The organism is Adlercreutzia agrestimuris (genome assembly GCF_943193125.1).
Taxonomy (GTDB): Bacteria; Actinomycetota; Coriobacteriia; order Coriobacteriales; family Eggerthellaceae; genus Xiamenia; species Xiamenia agrestimuris.
Genome location: NZ_CALPCX010000003.1, coordinates 16,020 through 35,556 on the forward strand (window position 1 = coordinate 16,020; position 19,537 = coordinate 35,556).

Consider the following 19,537-nt stretch of genomic DNA (forward strand, 5'->3'; position numbering starts at 1 on the left):
TCAGACAGTAGGCGAAGGGAGTAGGCCGTTATGACTGCTGAAGTTGAATATGAAGTGGTGAATGCGGCTCATGCTGCACATGAGGCAAGCCAGAAAATGGCTGGGATGTCATCTGAGCACAGAGATGCAGCGCTTAATATGATGGCAGACGCGCTTCGTCAAAACGCTCCGGAAATTCTTGCGGCCAACAAACAAGACGTTGAGCAAGCGCGAGCCAAACAAACCCCCGAAAGCTTGATTGATCGGTTGCTTTTAACAGAAGCACGCATAGAGGATATGGCTTCAGCTTTGCAGGATTTGGTGAGCTTGCCTGATCCGGTTGGGATTGTTTTAGACCAACGTACGCTCTACAACGATCTTGAGCTTACGCGTATGAGTGTTCCGCTTGGCGTAGTTGCTGTTGTGTATGAAGCGCGTCCTAATGTGACAGCTGATGCGGCAGGTATTTGTTTGAAGTCAGGTAATGCTTGCATATTGCGCGGTGGATCACTTGCAGCGCACTCAAACGCTGCTATCGTGGAAGTGCTTGCCGATGCTGCTCGTGAAGCAGGACTACCAGAAGGTTGTATTGTTGGTATAACCTCAACAGAGCGCAGTGCAACTGATGCTCTTATGAAGCTACGAGGTCTTATTGATGTGCTGATTCCTCGCGGTGGTGCAGGACTTATACAACACTGCGTTGAGCATTCACTTGTTCCTGTTATTGAAACTGGTACGGGCAACTGTCATATCTATCTTCATAAAACCGCAAACCAAAAACGCGCAAACGAGATCGTTGTAAATGCTAAATGCCGACGCTACGGGGTCTGTAATGCCTGCGAATCGCTGCTTGTAGATGCAGACGCGGCAGCAGAACTCTTGCCTGAGATTATGCGAGAGTTGGTTGCACAAGGTGTGCTGATTCATGCCGATGAGCAGGTATGTGATTTGGCGGCTGAGGTAGGCCTGGATGTGGGCGTTGAAGTAGTTGCTGCTACTGATGATGACTGGGGTCGTGAATATTTAGCTCCAGAGATTTCAATTAAATGCGTGAGTGGCGTTGATGAAGCTATAGCTCATATTAATCGTTATGGTACACACCATTCTGAAGCTATTGTTGCTGATGATCATGGCGAAGAAGGTAATTGTGCTATTGAGGCGTTCTTGCGTGGTGTTGATGCTGCAGCGGTTTATGCAAACGCTTCAACGGCATTTACTGATGGTGGTCAATTTGGCTTAGGCGCAGAGATTGGTATTTCTACGCAAAAGCTTCACGCGCGTGGACCCTTTGCGCTTGAAGCGCTTACCACCTATAAATACCTTGTGCGTGGAACGGGGCAGGTGCGCGCTTAATATGCCTCAGCGGGTAGGAATACTTGGCGGAACGTTTGATCCTATTCATAAAGCTCATCTTGAATGTGCTGAGCGCGTTTATCATGCGTGTAATTTGGATCATGTACTCTTTTTGCCTGCAGCAGTACCGGTTTTTAAGAAAAACCAGCAGGTAACTGATGGGCTCATGCGTAAAGAAATGTGCGAAGGTGCATTGCAGGATAAGCCTCATTTTTCTCTTTGCACGCTTGAGCTTGAGCGTCAAGGGGACACCTATACCGTAGATACGCTTGAGGAACTCACATTAAGATATCCCGATGTGACCTTTTTCTTCATTGTGGGAATGGATGCTTTGGTGACGCTTCCGCTGTGGAAAGACGCGGATCGTTTAGCGCAGCTTGCTCAATTTGTTGGTGTGACGCGACCAGGATATGAGTTTGATGCGGCCGCACAACGACGTCTTGATGAGAGAGGTTTTCGCTATGAGGTTGTCGAGATTGAACCAATGACTATCTCTTCTACTCAAATACGTCAGAGGGTGGCTCAAGGACTTCCAATTGAAGACTTTGTTCCTGATGCAGTGTGTGCCTATATTGCAGAAAAAGGACTTTATCGCACGTCGCCTCAAGTTTGCGCATTACACTAACGTTATGATGAGTAAAGTGATGGTGAATCGTTATGGGTAAACATGCAACTAAATGCGCAATAACACCTCATGGTTGTGATTTTTTTACCCCTGATACAACTGACTCGCTTACGCGAGCATTTTATGAAGCGCGCATGAAAGACTTACGTGAGCGCCTCAAACCGAAGCGCTACGATCACTCCGTGCGTGTAGCTGAAACAGCACGCATGCTAGCACAACACTATGGGGTTGACGAAAAAGCGGCGCAGTTAGCAGGTCTTTTGCATGATTGGGATAAAGATTTTGATGATGCAGATGAACAAATGCGTGCTCGGATCTTTGAAATTGATATCCATCCAACCGTGATAGAGACGATGCCAAGATTGCTTCATGGTCCTACCGCTGCTGCGGCTCTTGGCCGCATTTATCCACAGATTTCCCCTGAGGTACTTCAGTCTATTGCACGTCATACGACAGGTGCAGTTGGTATGAGTGAACTGGATATGATTGTCTATATTGCAGACGCTCTAGAACCAGGAAGAGATTTTGAAGGACTCAATGAATTGCGCGATGTGGTAGGCGAAGTTGAGCTAGAAACGTTGTTTTTGCGCACCTTTCGCCACATTATGCTTTCACTTATCGATGGCAATCGACGTTTTCATCCGCAAACCGCCACAATTTGGAATTACTACATAGAGCGCGAACGGACGCGCAATCAACTGAAAGGATAGTCATGACTCAAGAGCAGCTATCACTCGATTCAAAATCATGTGCTCTTATTGCAGCACGTGCAGCTGATGAAAAAAAGGCTACTGATATCATGGTGCAGGAGGTACGTGACCTCATTGGCGTGACTGACTATTTCGTAATTGTCACCGCGGCAAACAATCGTCAGGTTGAGGCAATTGTTGACGAGATTGAAGAGCAGGAACGCGTTCAGGCACATGTGAAACCTCTGCATAGAGAAGGTACCCAAGATGGCACATGGTCGCTGCTTGATTATGGCAACTTTATCGTGCATGTGTTCCAGCCTGAGACGCGCGAGTTCTATCGTCTTGAGGCATTATGGAATGATGCACCTGTTATAGATCTTGCCGCCGAGGCAGGATTAACCAACCTAGAATACTCTGAGCGAATCGCAAAACTCTTAGGACGTGAGTAATATTGTCCTTGCATTACTAAAATGCGAGTGATACTGTAACAAAACAGACTTTTGACCATTCTTTATTGTAAAGGAGTGGTCAGTATGTCTGAATATCTCGCACGGTGCGCATTAAAGGGTGTACGTCCTAAGACCGCTTCTGCTTTACAGCTTGTCTCTCGACCGCATATTGTGGCTCATTTGTTGCGCGAACGGCATGCACTTCGTGTTATATCGGCGCCATTTGGGTTTGGGAAGCGGAGTGTGGCGCTTGAGTACGCGCAAACAGTATGGCAGTTCAATCACGTCTTTTGGATGGAAGCAACTTCGCCCTGTTTTCTCAGAGATCTTGATGCGGGTCTTATTTCAAAGACGCTTTTGCAACAAGATGCCGAGCCCTTTTTGCTGGTAATACTTGATGTGCCGCATCTTGATACCGAAAGATCTGAGCGGCTGATTGAAGATATTCGATCACTTCTCTCTGCTGGTTGCGAAGTAATTGTTACCTGCACGCCGTCTCATGATGTCTTTAATGAAGAGCGCCTGCGCTTAACAGTTGGAGCTCAGGATCTTTTGTTGAACGATCGTGAGTATGAACTCTTTAAGGAACAAAGCACATCCTCACACTTGTTTGCGCAATCTTTACCTGATGATCAAATATCTCAGACGTATGACACCGACCATCTCTCTTTGCAGCGCATAGCGTGCTTTGCGTGGGGAGATAAAGATGAACGTGAGTTTTTGAAGCGCCTCTTTCGCGAAGATATGCCACTTACCTCTCAAGCGGGATTGTTAGTGGCTCTTATGCTTAAGCATACTGAGATGACGGTCATATGCGGATGTTGCCATGTGGATTCTCAAGAAATGGTTGAGATTGCAAAAGCATATGCGGTGATCGCTTATAGCAAACAAGAAGGAGTTTGTCATGCGCGAGATTTAAACGCTGCGCTGCTTTGCGAGATACTACGTTCGAAAAGTACGTTGCTTTCCTCGGCGTTTCGTATGTCAACAACGCAAAATTTGATTACTTCTTTAAGCGAGATGCTTCTTACTCAAAAAGAGGAGAGACGAGCTTGCGAACTCGTGCAGCATACGCTTCCTAGTGCAGATCGGGCTGTGTGGTTAGCAGAGCATGCACAGGTGCTTCATGAACATGCAAGCTATTATCCTGCCTATGAACTTTATATGTCATTGGGAAGAGAGCGTGGGAATCTTAATGCTCGCCTTGACGCTATTCACGCACTTTGTCTTATGCATCTGAAACAATATGATGCGGCTCGTCGTTTGGTGCTTCGTCTTTCAAAATCCTCTCAGGCACAAAGCGATGTACGTGTAGTGGCGTTGCTGATATTGAGCCAACTTGAGCAGGCGAACAACCAGCACGAGATACTTTTATCGGCGGCAAAACTACTATCAAATGCCACAACCATGAATAGCGATATGCGCAATCAACTTGCCTTTTTGGTGTGCTTTCGCAGGGAGCTTGCAGACGATCTCGACCAAGCAGCAAAACTTCTTTTTGCATATGGCGAAAAAGGGGTGCACTTATGTGCGTATTACACCGCTGCAACATGGTTTTTTGAAGCGGTGTATACCCAAGGTGTGCCTCATGAATTTAGCTTGCTTAACGATATTGTTAAGCAAGTGCTTGCTCAGATTGAGTTGAGCGAAGGGGAAGGGCTTTCACATGTGCAAAGCATATGTATTATTGCGTTAAAAAAGCTGGTTGATCAAGGGTTGGTATGCACAACTGCTTTCCTTGATGAGTTGCTTGATCGGGCGCAGCTTATAAACATTACTCTTCTTGGTCAGCAAAAACAAGTGGAAGAGTATCTTTTAAAGAAGACGGCCAATTCGCGTAAGCAATTTACCTCATCGCATGCAGCTGCTTCTTTGAACACTTCTGCTTATACAGAGAACCACCAAAATGGTTCAGGCGTAAGCGCCGCGAGCAGTTATGCCGCTCCTGCAACGCCAGGGTATCCTTTGCTTACCGTTAATCTTTTGGGTGGCTTGGAGGTTTTTATTGGGCAGCAACGCGTAGCACCCGAGTACTTTCGTCGTCAAAAAATCAAAACACTCCTCGCGCTTTTAGTGCTCAATAAGGGCAAGGAATACTCGAGAGATCGACTCGTAGAAATCATGTGGCCGGGTTCTTCGGTTGCAGCAGGAAGAAAGGGGCTGTATAGCCTGTGGTCAAAGCTGCGCGAAGCGCTTATGACTCCTGATGGAGAGTGCCCTTATTTGATTCGTCAACAACAATCACTTCGGTTAGATGCAACATTGCTGCGTTCTGATGTGATGCGGTTAGAGGCGGCGTGTGAATCTCTGTTGTTTGAACAGCCCACTTATGAAGGATGGCCAGCGCTTCTGACCCAGGTCAATAAGGATTTCAGTGAAGAAATCCTGCCAAGCGATAATGAAAATAGCACGATTGAAGCATGGAGAAGTGACTATAGATGTCATCTTGTGGATGCGCTGATAAATGCTTCCACGAGATTATATGAAGCAGGTCGTCCTCAAGAGAGCTTATGGTTTGCACGTGCCGCCTTGCAGCGCGATCGCACGCGCGAAGACGCATATGTGTCGCTTGTGCGTGCGCAATTGGCTGTCGGGCAACGTACTGCTGCGCTTGAAGCATGTCAAAGCTGCCGGAGGTATTTAACGGATGAATTGGGCATAGATCCGTCAGGCGAACTTATGCGTTTGTATCGGAGCATTGTTGAATCTGAAGAAGTGCTTGTTTGATGCACAGAAGCGGTCAATCAGGGACAATGTGATAAAGTACACAAGGATTATAGTATGCATAAAAGCACCTTTTAGCACACGTGTACGTGTGGGGGTAAATGGTGTAAGGAAGGCTTTGCACATGGCAGGATTTCTTTCCAAATTGCTAACCCTAGGCGAGGGAAAGCAAATGAAAAACTATCAAGCTCAAGCTGCTCGCATTAATGAGCTTGAGCCGCAGATGAAGGCTTTGAGCGATGAAGAACTGATGGCGCTTACTGCGCTTTTTAAAGAGCGTTTCGATAACGGTGAAGACCTGGGTGCACTTTTGCCTGAAGCATTTGCTGCGGTACGTGAAGCATCGGTGAGAACTATCGGGCTTCGTCATTTTGACGTCCAGCTCATTGGTGGTATGGCGCTCAATGATGGACAGATTGCCGAGATGAAAACCGGTGAAGGTAAGACGCTTGTATCAACCTTGGCTGGTTATCTGAATGCTTTGTCTGGCGGCAGCGTCCATGTTGTTACTGTTAATGATTACTTGGCTAAGCGCGACTCCGAATGGATGGGACAGGTTTATAAAGCGCTTGGCATGAAGGTTGGTCTCATTCAAAACGGTCAACGTAATGCTGCAAAAAAGCCTGCATATGAGGCTGATGTTACGTATGGTACAAACTCTGAGTTTGGCTTTGATTATCTGCGCGACAACATGGTGACACGCGCTGATTCGCGCGTGCAACGCGGTCATGCCTTTGCCATCGTAGACGAGGTTGACTCAATCTTGATTGACGAGGCACGTACGCCGTTGATTATTTCTGGTGCCGGTACGCAGGCTGCCGAAACATACAATAAATTTGCTCGCGTAATGCCTGGTCTTCGTCGTGATGTTGACTTTGAGATGGATGAAGCAAAAAAGACAATCATTGCAACCGAAAGCGGTCTTGAAAAAATTGAGGCCATGCTTGGTATTGATGATATTTATGCTGATCCTTCAGGTCAGTTGGCCAATCATCTTCAGCAAGCACTAAAGGCACAGTTTTTGTTCCACCGAGATATTGATTACGTTGTTGCTGACGGTGAAGTTAAGATTGTTGACGAATTTACGGGTCGTATTATGGAGGGCAGACGTTGGTCAGAAGGCCTCCATCAGGCTGTTGAAGCAAAAGAGCATGTGTTAATTCGCGAAGAAAACCAAACGCTTGCTACGATTACGTTGCAGAATTACTTCCGCTTATACGACAAGCTCTCCGGTATGACAGGCACAGCTATGACCGAAGATGCTGAGTTTAGGCAGATTTACAATTTGCCTGTTGTAGCTATTCCGCCCAACAGACCAGTTGTTCGTAAAGATGAAGATGACCTAATCTATCGCACTATCAATGCGAAGTTTAATGCTGTTGCTGATGAGGTAGCCCAGCGTCACGCAAATGGACAACCTTGCTTGATTGGTACTGTGTCAATTGAGAGCTCTGAGCGCTTGAGTCGTTTGCTTGATAAGCGCGGTATTAAACACGAAACATTAAATGCTAAGAATCACGAACGCGAAGCTCATATCATTGCGCAGGCTGGACGTGTTGGCGCTGTGACAATTGCAACAAACATGGCTGGTCGTGGTACAGACATTTTGCTTGGTGGTAATCCAGAGCAGATGGCTGAAGATGCACTTCGTGCGCAAGGCTTGAACCCTGATTTGGAGCCGGATGCAATCGTAGAAGAGGACGAAGCAGCCCCAGCTACCAAAGAACAGCGAGAGGCAGCGCTTAAAGCAGCAAAGGAGATTTGCGCCAAAGAGCATGAGGAAGTGCTTAAGGCGGGTGGTTTAACGGTCATTGGCACCGAGCGTCACGAATCTCGTCGTATCGACAATCAGCTTCGTGGTCGTGCCGGACGTCAAGGTGATCCAGGTGTGACGCAGTTTTATCTGTCGCTTGAAGATGACCTTATGCGCCTGTTCGGCGGTAACAGGATGGACTCCATTGCAAAAATGATGGAAAAAACCGACATGCCTGAGGATATGCCAATTCAGGCCGGTATGGTTTCTAAAGCAATTGAAGGCGCACAGCGACAGGTAGAAACCATGCATTTTGCAGCACGTAAAAACGTGCTTGAATATGACGACGTAATGAATTTGCAACGTGTTGCAATTTATGACGAGCGCAATGCCATCTTGGACGGTAAAGACATGGATGAGCGCATCCCGCGTATTATTGCCGATGCAGTCTCAGAGGTTGTTCAAGCTAATTGCCCGGCAAAATATCCCTCTGATGACTGGGATATCAAAGCGGTTAATGCATGGGCAGCATCCATGACCGGCGCAAATGATTTTGATGTGAATGCGCTTGAGCATGATGATGATCCAATTCTTGTAGAAGAAGCGCTTTGCGAGTATTTGCAAGCAGTATATGAACAGAAATCGCAGTCGTTGGGCGAACAAGCTATGCGTATGCTTGAGAGCCAGGTAATGCTTCGTATCATTGATACGCGTTGGATGGCTCATCTTTCTGAGATGGACTATCTCAAGACAGGTATTGGTCTTCGTGCAATGGCTCAACGCGATCCGTTGGTTGAGTATAAAAATGAAGCCTATGCTGCATTTGAGAATCTGACTCATACGATGTACGAAGACTACCTGCGCACTCTTTTGCGTCTGCAAGTTGCTGTAGCGCAAGACAAACCGCAGCTCACCGAAGAGCGAAGCCCGCTTGAGGGTAAAGTGAGCTACTCAAATCCTGAACAGGCACTTGAGCAAACCAGTGTTGCTGCATCGCGTGCTCAGCGCGCACCGCAAGCAGGTGCGCCTGGTTCAATGCCCCCGCGTCCAGCACCTGCAAAACCGCAGACATATGTTAAAGACAAAGATGATCCTTTTGCAAATGTCGGTCGCAATGATCCATGTCCTTGCGGATCTGGATTGAAGTACAAAAAGTGCCACGGCAAGGATGCATAAAAGTAGTTATGGCTCAAATTGATACTAAAGAACTAGAGCAGGTAGGTCAGCGTGTAGTAGATGCGCGCGCCTACCTGCATATTGACGAGGCGCGCAAGACGCTTGCAGATCTTGATATACAAGTTTCGCAACCCGGGTTTTGGGACGATCAAGCACACGCGCAAGCTGTTTCTAAACAGGCAAGCAATCTTCGTGATACGTTGCAAGAATATGATGAAGCGGTATCTCTTTTGGCAGACGCACAAACGGCAGCAGAGCTGGCGGAAGATGATGAGAGCTTTGCTGATGAGGCGCAAAAAGCAATTGAAAAACTCGCAAAACTGCTTGATGCGCTTGAAATCAATTCGTGGTTTTCAGGGCAATTTGATGCTGGTGATGCAATTCTGACTGTCAACCCCGGTCAGGGCGGTCTTGAGGCGCAAGACTGGACCGATATGCTGTATCGCATGTACACTCGTTATGCGGAATCTCGTGGTTGGAAAGTCACTGTTTTGGATGTTGTGCCAGGTGAAGGTATTGGGCTTGATCGGGCTACTATCCAAGTGGAAGGGCGTAATGCCTATGGCATGCTGAGAAGCGAAAACGGTGTTCATCGATTGGTGCGCATTTCGCCGACTGATGCGAAAGCACGACGTCAAACCACTTTTGCGGGCGTAGAAGTTTTACCTGTTCTTCCTGATGACATTGAAGTTGACCTCAATCCAGCCGATGTACGTGTTGATGTGTATCGCTCAAGCGGCCCGGGTGGACAATGTGTAAACACCACTGACTCAGCGGTGCGCTTAACCCATATTCCAACAGGGATTGTGGTGACATGTCAAAATGAGAAATCGCAGCTTCAGAATAAAGAAGCCGCCTTCCGCGTTTTAAAGGCGAAGCTTTATGAGCTTGAAGAGCAGAAACGAGCAGAAGAACTTGCTTCTATTCGAGGCGAGCGCATGGAAAACTCTTTTGGATCTCAAATTCGCAATTATGTTTTGTATCCCTATCAGATGGTTAAAGATATTCGCAGTGGGGTAGAAACAGGTAACGTTGATGCCGTATTAGATGGCGATTTGGATGATTTTGTTATCGGTTATCATCGGTGGCGCGTGTCTCAGTAAGGTAGACTGATACACGCAAATGGTTAGTTGGTAAAACGGAAAGGAAACACCATGACCGAACTTGAGCAGCGGGCAACTGAAATGCGCAAAGACATTGTTGCCATGATTGCAAAAGCGGGGAGTGGACACCCCGGTGGATCACTTTCAAGTGTCGAGATTATGACTGCACTTTATTTTGGTGACGTCATGAACTACGATCCCGCTAATCCTGATGATCCAAAGAGAGATCGATTCATTTTGGCAAAAGGTCATGCAGCTCCTGTTCTTTATGCCACGCTTGCGCATGCCGGTTTTTTTGCACGCGAAGAATTGATGACACTTCGTCAATTAGGATCACGTTTACAAGGACATCCAGATTCAAATCTCGTTCCGGGAGTAGAAGTTTCCACAGGATCTCTTGGTCAGGGTTTGTCGGTTGCATGTGGTGCTGCATCCGGTCTCAAGCTTGATGATTCGGATGCGGTTGTGTTTACGCTGCTTGGTGACGGTGAATGTGAAGAGGGACAAGTCTGGGAAGCTGCTATGTATGCAGCGCATTATGGTCTTGATAACCTGGTGGCTATAGTTGATCGCAATGGTCTTCAGATTGACGGCAAGACCGAAGATGTTTGTGATCCTTCTGATCTCTGTGAGAAATTCAAGGCATTTCGTTGGGATGTCCATACGGTTGATGGGCATGACATAGATGCTCTTATTGCGCTATTGAAGCAAGTAAAGAGTGACCGAAATGGAAAGCCACATGTGGTAATTGCTAAAACCGTAAAAGGTAAAGGCGTTTCATTTATGGAGAACCAGGCCTCTTGGCATGGTAAGGCTCCCAATGCAGAACAAACTCAAACTGCTCTTGATGAGTTAGATGCACGCTAAGCAAAGGAGAGATATCGTGATTAAGCGAGCTGATGAAGCACAAGCACAAGTGAAGCGTGCAACCCGTGCAGCTTACGGTGATACGTTGGTGCATCTTGCACAAGAGGGTATTCCTGTTGTAGCGGTTGATGCTGATTTGACAGGATCAACTACAACCAAAAAGCTTGCGGATGCTGGATTTGAAGACAGACTCTTTAATTGCGGCATTGCAGAGCAAAACATGGTGGATGTGGCAGCTGGTTTGGCTATTACAGGTCATGTTGCCTTTACAGGATCGTTTGCAGTGTTTGGTACTGGACGTGCTTATGACCAGATTCGCAACACCGTGTGTTATAGCAATCTCAATGTGAAAATAGCACCAACGCATGCAGGTATCTCAGTAGGTCCTGATGGTGGTTCGCATCAGATGCTAGAAGATATTTCTCTCATGCGCGGTTTGCCAAATATGCGCGTATTGGTTCCGGCGGATTATGCCGCGGCTGCTTCAGCACTTCGCTTGGCTGCTCAAACTCCCGGTCCGGTGTATGTACGCATGGGTAGAGCGTCGGTGCCTGCAGTATATGCAGATGATGTAGAGCTAGAAATTGGAAAAGCATATGTGCTTCGCGAAGGGTCAGATGTCACCATTTTGGCTTGTGGTGTTGAAGTAGACCAGGCGCTTCAAGCAGCAGAAATATTGGCTGAACAAGGTATTGAAGCTGAAGTGATTGATGTCTTTTCCATTAAACCGCTTGATGATGAAACTATTCTTGCGTCTTTTGCAAAAACAGGATGCGGTGTTGTTGCTGAAGAGCACAGTGTGTACGGAGGATTGGGTTCTGCTGTTGCGGAACTAGTTTGCGAGCATGCCCCTGTACCTTTGGAGTTGATCGGTATGCGTGATCGCTTTGGTAAGTCGGGTGAATATCTTGAGTTGATGGATTATTTCAAGATGGATGCTGCTGCCATTGTTGAAGCTGTGAAGAGGGTTATTGCTCGATAGCTCATCTGCTAAGATTATGCGGTCGCATTATAAGTACTACTTGAACGGAGCATTCTGTGACATACGACAATAGCCAGAGTACGTCTGCGTATTCAGCGCGGCAGGCAACGTCGCAGTTATCGGCTGCTTTGCCTGAATTAAATATTGATGATATTCCTCAACGAGTTGGTTTACCGGTTATTACCTTTGATCATGTAACCAAAATATATCCTGCTCAACCAAACAAACCAGCCCTGGATGATGTTTCATTAGAGATAGATGCAGGTGAATTTGTTTTCTTGATTGGACATTCAGGTTCAGGTAAGTCAACCTTTATTCGCATGCTTATTCGCGAAATCAAACCAACTTCTGGCACTATTATGGTTGCTGATGAGGATCTGACTACGATGCGCAATTGGCGTGTTCCTTACCTTCGTCGTAATATTGGTTGCGTATTTCAGGACTTCAAGTTGCTGCCCAACAAAACAGTATTTGAGAATGTTGCATTTGCGCTTGAGGTAATTGGTAAGTCTCGTCATGTTATTAAGACGCAAGTACCTGAGGTACTACGTTTGGTTGGATTGCAAGACAAACTCAATAAACGCCCCGATCAGCTTTCTGGTGGTGAGCAACAGCGTGTTTCAATTGCGCGTGCTATTGTGAACCGACCACCCCTTTTGATCTGTGATGAGCCGACAGGTAATCTTGATCCGCAGACCTCACGTGGCATTATGGATTTGTTAGAGCGTATTAATCGTACGGGCACCACTGTTTTGGTGGCAACTCACGATCGTGAAATGGTAGACAACATGCGTCGCCGTGTTATTGCGCTTGATCGAGGCGTTGTGGTGCAAGATGCACAAAAGGCGGTGTATAGAGTCAATGGCTAGTTTCTTCTATTTCCTTAAAGAGTCGTTTACCGGCTTTTCTCGCAATCTTTCAACAGCACTTGGTTCTATCATTACCATTTTCTTGTCTCTTTTGATTATTGGTGTCTTTATGATTGGCGCCTATATTGTAAATAATGTCTTATCGTCACTTGAAAGCGAAGTCTCTATTACCGCTTTCATCTCCGATGATGCATCAGAGGCAGATATTGACTCGGTTGAGTCTTTCATCAAGGGGCTTGATGGTGTGCAGTCGGTCAGTTTTACTACGAAGGACCAAGCGTTAGAAAACTTCCGTCAAACATCAAACTCAGATATTATTGATACGCTTGACGGTCAGAATCCTCTACCTGCCTCCATTGATGTTGAGTTATCCGATGCTGATAAGGTGCAAGATGTTGCAGATGCAATTGCAGGCAATGCCACCTTCCAGCAAATCTGCGATGAGCCTGATAACCCGCAAGAGTCATTGAAATATGGTAAACAGACAGTAGAGCGTCTTCTTACGCTTACCAATTACATTCGTATTATTAGTATTGCGCTCATTCTTCTTTTGATCTTTATCGCGTTGGTATTTATCAACAATACCATTCGTTTGGCTATTCTTGCACGTCGCAAAGAGATTGCTATTATGCGTTTGGTTGGTGCGTCAAATGGCTTTATCCGTGGACCTTTCTTAATGGAAGGCGCGCTTCATGCAGTTATTGGTGCACTTTTGGCCGTTGGAGTTCTTGAGCTTCTTCGTCATTTTGTGCTGCCCAAGCTTCAAGATGCCCTAATGTTTTTGAACTTTGACATTGGTACGAGTACGTTTTTGTTCATCTATTTGCTCTTGGCAGTTTCGGGTCTCATTATCGGCTTGATCGGTTCTGCCTTTGCAATGCGTCGCTACTTGAAAGTCTAATTTCGGCGGTCTTGTTACTTCATGGGAAAACATGCAAACAGATCTCCGCTCAACGCGTCGGTAACTAAAACGCGCATGCGCAATATTCGCTTATTGAAATTGTTGGTATGCGCGTTATTAGTTTGTGCTGCCTTTTTTGCTGGCTTTCTTGTGCGAGGGGATGCCCCACTTTTGGGCATGCTTGGCTTTCCAGGTATGGTCACCCCAGATGCTGCAACAACGAAAATAAATACTCATGATTCTTCAACCCTTGATGGGCGTATGGCTGAAGTTGAGCAGATTCTCAATAAAGATAGCCTTGATCAATACGATCTTGAGGCGGCAACAGAGAATATGATTGAGGCGCTTGCTGATACGACTGAAGATCCCTATCTTCGCTATTACTCTCCAGCGCAATATGAAACCATTTCGCAAGATATGGCATCAAATGTTGGTGGGGTTGGAGTGCTTTTCTCTGAGTATCAAGGCAAGACATATGCTGTTGATGTTTTTGAGGGATCTGAAGCCCAAAATGCTAATGTGCAAGCTGGAGACTTTGTTGTTGCTATTGATGGTGACCGTTCGCATGACTGGACGGTGAGTGAGGTTACATCCGCCCTCAAGGCAAAAGATGGCGAAGACGTTGTTATTACATGGCGAAGACCTGCTTCCTTAGATGACGAAGGTGGCACCGAGTATAGAACTACGCTTACCTGCACTGACTTTACTGTCAAAAACGTCACTGCAGAACTGATTGGAACAGTTGGTTATATTAAGCTTAAGCAGATAACCCAAAATGCGGGAAGCTTAGTTGAAGATGCTATTGAGGAGCTTGACAATCAAGGTGCAACATCATTTGTGTTAGACATTCGGGATAATCCTGGTGGCTATCTTACGCAAGCAGTTGACGTGGCAAGCCTTTTTATTCGCAGTGGCACTATTGTTCGTATCCAAACTAAAGATGCTGATGAAACTACAAAAAACGCCACTGGTACAGCCATGAGTTTGGTCACCGATAAACCGCTTGTTGTCTTGATTAACGAGAACACTGCCGCAAGTGCCGAAGTACTGGCTGCGGCACTTGCCGACAATCAACGTGCAACATTGGTTGGAACAACTACCCTAGGAAAAGGTTCGGTGCAAGTAACGCGAGACTTGAGTTATGGTGCTGGTCTTCGTTATACAGCAGCCCGGTACAAGTCACCGCTTGGTCACGACATTGAAGGTGTGGGAGTTCAACCAGAAATTGGTGTAGGGTTATCTGAAGATGAAGACAATCAGAAGGCACTGGCCATTGAGACTGCACAAACACTAGCAAGTGAGTAATTTCGTGGGTCGAAAACGTTCCTCTCAAAGGCGCTCTACCAGGAGACGTCAGCGTTTGAACCCTTATGGTGTTTTACAAATGCAGTCAGCGGGATATGGGTTTGTCCAAACAGCTGAAGGCATGTTTTATATTGCTCAAAAACACCTCAGTGGTGCTTTTGATGGCGACTATGTTGAAATAGCTCCACTTCGCACTGTGCAAACGCAAAAACAAAATTCATCAAGTAAAATCTCAGCGAAAAAGCCGCCAGCACGTGTGGTGCGTGTGATCGATAGAAGTCACGACACTGTTTTAGGTCGCTATGAGATAGCTGAACCGTTTGGCGTAGTAGTGCCGCAAGATAGTCGCATACCGTATGATATCTTCACCATACACGCTGAACATCCCGATATAGCTCATGGTTCGCTTGTGCGTGTCCGTATCGTTGATTATCCTACGCGCTACAGCGCAGCTAGTGGTGTGATTGAGGAAGTGCTTGATGATGCCGATATTGCGCAATCAGCTATAGAGTCTCTTATTGCTAAGCATAAACTAGAAACAAGATTTTCTGAGGCTGCGTTGGCGCAAGCTCAGGAAAGTAAAATTGATATCAAAGCAGCTCAAGCACTGGGATATCGTGATATAAGTGATCGTTTGGTAATGACGATAGATCCCAAAGATGCAAAAGATTTTGATGACGCACTCTCTTTAGACCGTGTTGAGTATGAGGGCAATCAGTGCTGGCGTCTTGGTGTTCACATTGCAGATGTTGGTGCTTTTGTTCCTTGGGATAGTTCGCTTGACTTGGATGCGCGAAGGCGCGGTACAAGTGTATATTTGGTTGATCGCGTCATTCCTATGCTGCCCGAAGTGCTTTCAAATGATATTTGTTCACTTAAGCCAGGTGAAATGCGTCAAACGTTAAGTGTGGATATATATCTTGACCATGACGCCAATATGCTAAACGTTGACTTTTATCCAGCGCTTATTCGTTCTGCTGCTCGACTTACCTATGATGATGCGTTATTGGCGCTTCAAACATATAAAACACTTACGGAAGATGAGAAGTCTGAAAGCCCCTTGTCTGATCTTGCGAAGCTCAGTTTGCCGCATTCGATTTTGGTTGATACCACTGTTGGCGAGATTGCATCGCGTTTATCTGGGTTGAGTAGTATTGCTCAGGCGCGAATTGCTGCGCGTGTTTCTCAAGGTGGTATAGATTTTGAGCATCCTGAAGCGAAGGTTGTATTAGGGAGCGACAGCGAAGTGTTGTCCGTTGAACTTCGCACGAAAACCGAAGCCACCATGTTGGTTGAAGAAGCTATGATTTTGGCAAATGAAGTGGTGGCATGTTACACCTTTGAGCAGCAAGTGCCAAGTTTGTATCGCGTTCACGAGGCTCCTGCATCTGAGAATCTTGCGGCGTTAGTACCAGTGTTTTCGCGGTTCAGTTGGTTTGATGAGCTTGATACGCGTAAGTTTATAGCGGGAAATGCGCATCAATTACAACGTGTTATCAACGCGGTAGATGGTCGCCTTGAGCAGTATCTGGTGAAGTCATTGCTTCTGCGCGCAATGAAACGTGCGCATTATTGTGCGCAATGTGATCCCCATTACGGACTTGGGTTAGAAACCTATTCTCATTTTACGTCACCAATTCGACGCTATCCGGATTTGGTGGTTCACAGAGCACTTCGCTCTCAGCTTTTTGCACATGAATTGTTTCCTTCATCGCAAAAGGCTGCTTTAGGCTGGCTTGCCGAGCATACGTCAAATACCGAGCGTATTGCTGAGACCGCTGCACGTCAATCTCAGGAAATCAAAATGATTGAATATATGCAGCGTTTTGTGGGAAGAATCTTTCCTGGAACAATTTCTGGCATTTCGCAAATGGGCATCTATGTACAGCTAGATAACACCATTGAAGGCATGGTAGCGCTTCGCCATTTACCAGACGATTACTATACCTTTGATAGTGCTCGTTTTCTGCTCATAGGGGAAGAAAGTGAAACGGTTTATAGTCTTGGACAGAGCGTTTTTGTTTGCGTGCACGATGCTGATCCCGCGAATAGGAAACTGAATTTCACACTATCTGATAATAAATCTTATCTTGAACAGCAAGCTTCTGTGGAGTAAGTATATAGTTCGTCTCTCTAATACTTTGACAATCAAACTAAATACGTTACGATGAGAATCTCACTGATAATTATCAGGGGAATATGGTTGAGAAGATTATCATGTGTAAAGGTTGTAACGTGAATACGCATTCTCTTTCTTCGCATACTTATGATCAGATTAATGAGCTCTTATCTAAGACTTTTTCTACCATTTTGCGGGTGGAGGAGAAATCAATATATCAGCTTGGCGAGCATGGTCTAACCATCTCAGAACTTCATGCTATTGACGCTATTGGTCAAGACGGTTATATGGCAATGAAGGAGATAGCCTCACAACTTGGGGTCACCATGGCAACCGCGACGGTCACAATCACAAAGCTTGTTGACAAGGGTTATGTAAAACGAATTCGTCCTGAAGATGATCGACGTAAGGTATTAGTTTCGCTCACGAAATTGGGTGAAGCAGCTTTGCATGCCCATAAAGAATTTCATCAGAAAATGATTGATGAAGCGCTCAGCGGACTCAATGTAGAAGAGGTTGCCATTTTAACGGAAGCGCTTGTGAAAATTAAAAGCTTCTTTGAGGCACAAGAGAATCAATTCAAAGACACTTGACGGATGCTGTGTCTTTTCGGCTGATGCGTGAAGAGCGCATACGCTACATCGCGGTAAAATATGAGGTTATAAATAAGCATTAGAGCATGATGCACGATGAGATCAGATAGGGTTGAGAAGATGAAAACACGCATAACAGAATTGTTGGGTATTGAGGTTCCGATCATTCAAGGAGCTATGGCGCGCATTGCTGATGGTAAGCTTGCTGCGGCTGTAAGTGAAGCGGGCGGTTTAGGAATTATTGCGTGTGGTGGCGCACCTGCTGAGTGGGTACGCGAACAGGTGAGCATTGCGCGTTCAATCACAAATAAACCTCTTGGTGCTAATGTGATGCTCATGGATCCTGGTGCTGCACAAACCGCAGAGTTGTTAACTGAACTAGGTATTGATGTTATTACTACGGGCGCTGGTTCACCTGCTAATTTCCTTCCCATGTGGAAAGAAGCGGGTATTAAGGTAATTCCTGTTGTTGCTTCAACAGCACTTGCTCAACGCATGGAGCGCTTGGGAGTTGATGCGGTGGTAGCAGAAGGTACTGAGTCAGGTGGGCACATTGGCGAGCTTACTACGATGGCACTTGTACCGAGTGTTTGTTCTGCAGTTTCAATTCCTGTTATAGGTGCTGGTGGTATAGCTAACGGACGCGGCATAGTTGCCGCATTTGCGCTTGGTGCTGAAGCTGTACAAATGGGTACACGTTTCTTGACGGTAGAAGAGTGCAGTATTGCTGATGCGTATAAGGAGCGCGTGCTAGCTGCAAAGGATTCAGACACAATCGTGACTGGTCGTGGCAGTGGGCACCCTGCGCGTTGTTTGAAGAATAAGTTTGCGCGAAAAGTTCGTTCTTTAGAAGCTGACATGGCTGCTCACGGAGATGAACTTGAGCAGATGTATCTGGGCTCATTGAAGCGTGCAATTGATGGTGATGTGGATAATGGCTCCATGATGGCTGGTCAGATTGCCGCATTGGTACAGGAACGCAAAACTGCACAAGAGGTAATTGATGAGCTTATGGATCAAGCTCGCGCATTTGGTGCACTTGATCTTGAGCAGATGGCCCAAGCTAATGCTTCGCGAGGTGAATAGATGTCGCTTCAACTAGACAAAAATGACCACGCAGTAGTCTGGATGTTTTCAGGGCAGGGTGCGCAAAAGCCCTCTATGGGACTTGATCTTTTAGATATCGCAGAAGTTCGAGATACGTTTTCATGCGCCTCTGATGTACTTGGGTTTGATGTGGCATCTTTTATACAGAATGCTACTGAAGAGCAGATTAATGACACTAAAGCTGCTCAACCGTGTATGTGTGTGCTTTCTGTTGCGTTGGCACGCTCGCTCATGGCGCGCGGGATAAGCCCCGATGCGGTACTGGGATTCTCGCTTGGGCAAGTAAGCGCTCTTCCTGTTTCAGGAATGCTGAGTGATGAAGAAACTTTTGCTTTTGTAAAGGAGCGCGCACGCCTTATGGCGCAAGCAGCATCGCAGAATCCTGGATCAATGAGCGCACTTCTCAAGGCGGACGAGGAAAGTGTTTTGGCGCTGTGTGAGCAGTGTGCAGAAAGCGATGTTTTAGTAGCTGCAAACTTTAATTCACCGGGACAGATTGTTATTGCTGGTACGCGTGAGGCGGTTGAACGCGCAGAGGCTGCCTGGGCTGAGAGCGGCAAGCGTTTTTCACGACTTGCTACCTCCGGAGCATTTCATTCTCCGCTTATGGCTTCAGCAGCAAAGGAGCTGGGCGCTTATTTAGAAAAGCTCACTTTTAACGAACCGCATATTCCGCTTATCAATAATGTAACCGCCAAACCAATGACTGCAGCTGAAGCACGAGAGCAGCTTGCTGCCCATCTCACGCATCCTGTTCGATTTGATGCATCGGTTCAAAATCTCATTGACGCTCATGCGAATGAGTTTGTGGAATTGGGTTATGGTGGCGTGCTTGCTAATCTCGTGAAACGCATTAATAAGGACGTTTTGCGAGTAGCTATTTCAGATCGTAATAGTTTTGATGCATACGTGGATGCTAAAAGTGAATGTGAGTGATGGC

At 46.4% G+C, this 19,537-nt stretch carries 16 protein-coding genes; all 16 read left to right on the forward strand.

Annotated features, from left to right (window positions below):
- Window positions 1-30: 30 nt before the first annotated feature.
- The 16 genes from NFR28_RS05665 to fabD all read left to right on the forward strand — a co-directional run bounded on the left by NFR28_RS05665 (window position 31) and on the right by fabD (window position 19,533).
- On the forward strand, window positions 31-1,332 hold the full coding sequence (locus NFR28_RS05665) for a glutamate-5-semialdehyde dehydrogenase (protein ID WP_251178863.1): 1,302 nt from the start codon (window positions 31-33) through the stop codon (window positions 1,330-1,332).
- Between the two features lies 1 nt (window position 1,333).
- A complete protein-coding gene (nadD, locus tag NFR28_RS05670) occupies window positions 1,334-1,957 on the forward strand; it encodes a nicotinate-nucleotide adenylyltransferase (protein ID WP_251178864.1) in 624 nt (207 codons plus the stop codon).
- Window positions 1,958-1,989: 32 nt separating this feature from the next.
- On the forward strand, window positions 1,990-2,667 hold the full coding sequence (gene yqeK / locus NFR28_RS05675; RefSeq protein ID WP_251178865.1) for a bis(5'-nucleosyl)-tetraphosphatase (symmetrical) YqeK: 678 nt from the start codon (window positions 1,990-1,992) through the stop codon (window positions 2,665-2,667).
- A 2-nt stretch (window positions 2,668-2,669) separates the two neighbouring features.
- Window positions 2,670-3,098 (forward strand): ribosome silencing factor, encoded by a 429-nt coding sequence (rsfS, locus tag NFR28_RS05680; protein ID WP_251178866.1) that lies wholly within the window; start codon window positions 2,670-2,672, stop codon window positions 3,096-3,098.
- Between the two features lie 84 nt (window positions 3,099-3,182).
- Entirely contained in the window at window positions 3,183-5,825 is a 2,643-nt protein-coding gene (locus NFR28_RS05685; RefSeq protein WP_251178867.1) for an AfsR/SARP family transcriptional regulator, read from the forward strand.
- A 121-nt stretch (window positions 5,826-5,946) separates the two neighbouring features.
- A complete protein-coding gene (gene secA / locus NFR28_RS05690; protein ID WP_251178868.1) occupies window positions 5,947-8,751 on the forward strand; it encodes a preprotein translocase subunit SecA in 2,805 nt (934 codons plus the stop codon).
- Between the two features lie 8 nt (window positions 8,752-8,759).
- A complete protein-coding gene (gene prfB / locus NFR28_RS05695) occupies window positions 8,760-9,854 on the forward strand; it encodes a peptide chain release factor 2 (protein ID WP_251178869.1) in 1,095 nt (364 codons plus the stop codon).
- Between the two features lie 51 nt (window positions 9,855-9,905).
- Window positions 9,906-10,721, forward strand: a complete 816-nt coding sequence (locus NFR28_RS05700) for a transketolase (RefSeq protein ID WP_251178870.1) — start codon at window positions 9,906-9,908, stop codon at window positions 10,719-10,721.
- Between the two features lie 16 nt (window positions 10,722-10,737).
- Window positions 10,738-11,703 (forward strand): transketolase family protein, encoded by a 966-nt coding sequence (locus NFR28_RS05705; RefSeq protein WP_251178871.1) that lies wholly within the window; start codon window positions 10,738-10,740, stop codon window positions 11,701-11,703.
- Between the two features lie 56 nt (window positions 11,704-11,759).
- Window positions 11,760-12,572: a cell division ATP-binding protein FtsE gene (ftsE, locus tag NFR28_RS05710; RefSeq protein ID WP_251178872.1), complete on the forward strand. Its 813-nt coding sequence runs from the start codon at window positions 11,760-11,762 to the stop codon at window positions 12,570-12,572.
- Complete coding sequence (gene ftsX, locus NFR28_RS05715; RefSeq protein ID WP_251178873.1) at window positions 12,565-13,473, forward strand: permease-like cell division protein FtsX; 909 nt, start codon at window positions 12,565-12,567, stop codon at window positions 13,471-13,473. The genes ftsE and ftsX overlap by 8 nt, the downstream gene beginning before the upstream one ends.
- Window positions 13,474-13,494: 21 nt before the next feature.
- Window positions 13,495-14,778 (forward strand): S41 family peptidase, encoded by a 1,284-nt coding sequence (locus tag NFR28_RS05720; protein ID WP_251178874.1) that lies wholly within the window; start codon window positions 13,495-13,497, stop codon window positions 14,776-14,778.
- Window positions 14,779-14,857: 79 nt separating this feature from the next.
- Window positions 14,858-16,894 (forward strand): ribonuclease R family protein, encoded by a 2,037-nt coding sequence (locus NFR28_RS05725; protein WP_251178875.1) that lies wholly within the window; start codon window positions 14,858-14,860, stop codon window positions 16,892-16,894.
- Between the two features lie 119 nt (window positions 16,895-17,013).
- A complete protein-coding gene (locus NFR28_RS05730; protein ID WP_251178876.1) occupies window positions 17,014-17,490 on the forward strand; it encodes a MarR family winged helix-turn-helix transcriptional regulator in 477 nt (158 codons plus the stop codon).
- A 120-nt stretch (window positions 17,491-17,610) separates the two neighbouring features.
- A complete protein-coding gene (locus tag NFR28_RS05735; protein WP_251178877.1) occupies window positions 17,611-18,576 on the forward strand; it encodes a nitronate monooxygenase in 966 nt (321 codons plus the stop codon).
- On the forward strand, window positions 18,577-19,533 hold the full coding sequence (gene fabD, locus NFR28_RS05740) for an ACP S-malonyltransferase (protein ID WP_251178878.1): 957 nt from the start codon (window positions 18,577-18,579) through the stop codon (window positions 19,531-19,533).
- The last annotated feature ends 4 nt before the right edge of the window (window positions 19,534-19,537 follow it).

What these genes read in the sequence shown, in the direction of transcription:
- NFR28_RS05685 (WP_251178867.1), top strand. Translation starts at nt 3,183, where the DNA reads ATGTCTGAATATCTCGCACGGTGCGCATTAAAGGGTGTACGTCCTAAG.
- NFR28_RS05725 (WP_251178875.1), top strand. Translation starts at nt 14,858, where the DNA reads ATGCAGTCAGCGGGATATGGGTTTGTCCAAACAGCTGAAGGCATGTTT.
- secA (WP_251178868.1), top strand. Translation starts at nt 5,947, where the DNA reads ATGGCAGGATTTCTTTCCAAATTGCTAACCCTAGGCGAGGGAAAGCAA.
- prfB (WP_251178869.1), top strand. Translation starts at nt 8,760, where the DNA reads ATGGCTCAAATTGATACTAAAGAACTAGAGCAGGTAGGTCAGCGTGTA.
- yqeK (WP_251178865.1), top strand. Translation starts at nt 1,990, where the DNA reads ATGGGTAAACATGCAACTAAATGCGCAATAACACCTCATGGTTGTGAT.
- rsfS (WP_251178866.1), top strand. Translation starts at nt 2,670, where the DNA reads ATGACTCAAGAGCAGCTATCACTCGATTCAAAATCATGTGCTCTTATT.
- NFR28_RS05700 (WP_251178870.1), top strand. Translation starts at nt 9,906, where the DNA reads ATGACCGAACTTGAGCAGCGGGCAACTGAAATGCGCAAAGACATTGTT.
- nadD (WP_251178864.1), top strand. Translation starts at nt 1,334, where the DNA reads ATGCCTCAGCGGGTAGGAATACTTGGCGGAACGTTTGATCCTATTCAT.
- ftsX (WP_251178873.1), top strand. Translation starts at nt 12,565, where the DNA reads ATGGCTAGTTTCTTCTATTTCCTTAAAGAGTCGTTTACCGGCTTTTCT.
- fabD (WP_251178878.1), top strand. Translation starts at nt 18,577, where the DNA reads ATGTCGCTTCAACTAGACAAAAATGACCACGCAGTAGTCTGGATGTTT.
- NFR28_RS05720 (WP_251178874.1), top strand. Translation starts at nt 13,495, where the DNA reads ATGGGAAAACATGCAAACAGATCTCCGCTCAACGCGTCGGTAACTAAA.
- NFR28_RS05665 (WP_251178863.1), top strand. Translation starts at nt 31, where the DNA reads ATGACTGCTGAAGTTGAATATGAAGTGGTGAATGCGGCTCATGCTGCA.
- NFR28_RS05735 (WP_251178877.1), top strand. Translation starts at nt 17,611, where the DNA reads ATGAAAACACGCATAACAGAATTGTTGGGTATTGAGGTTCCGATCATT.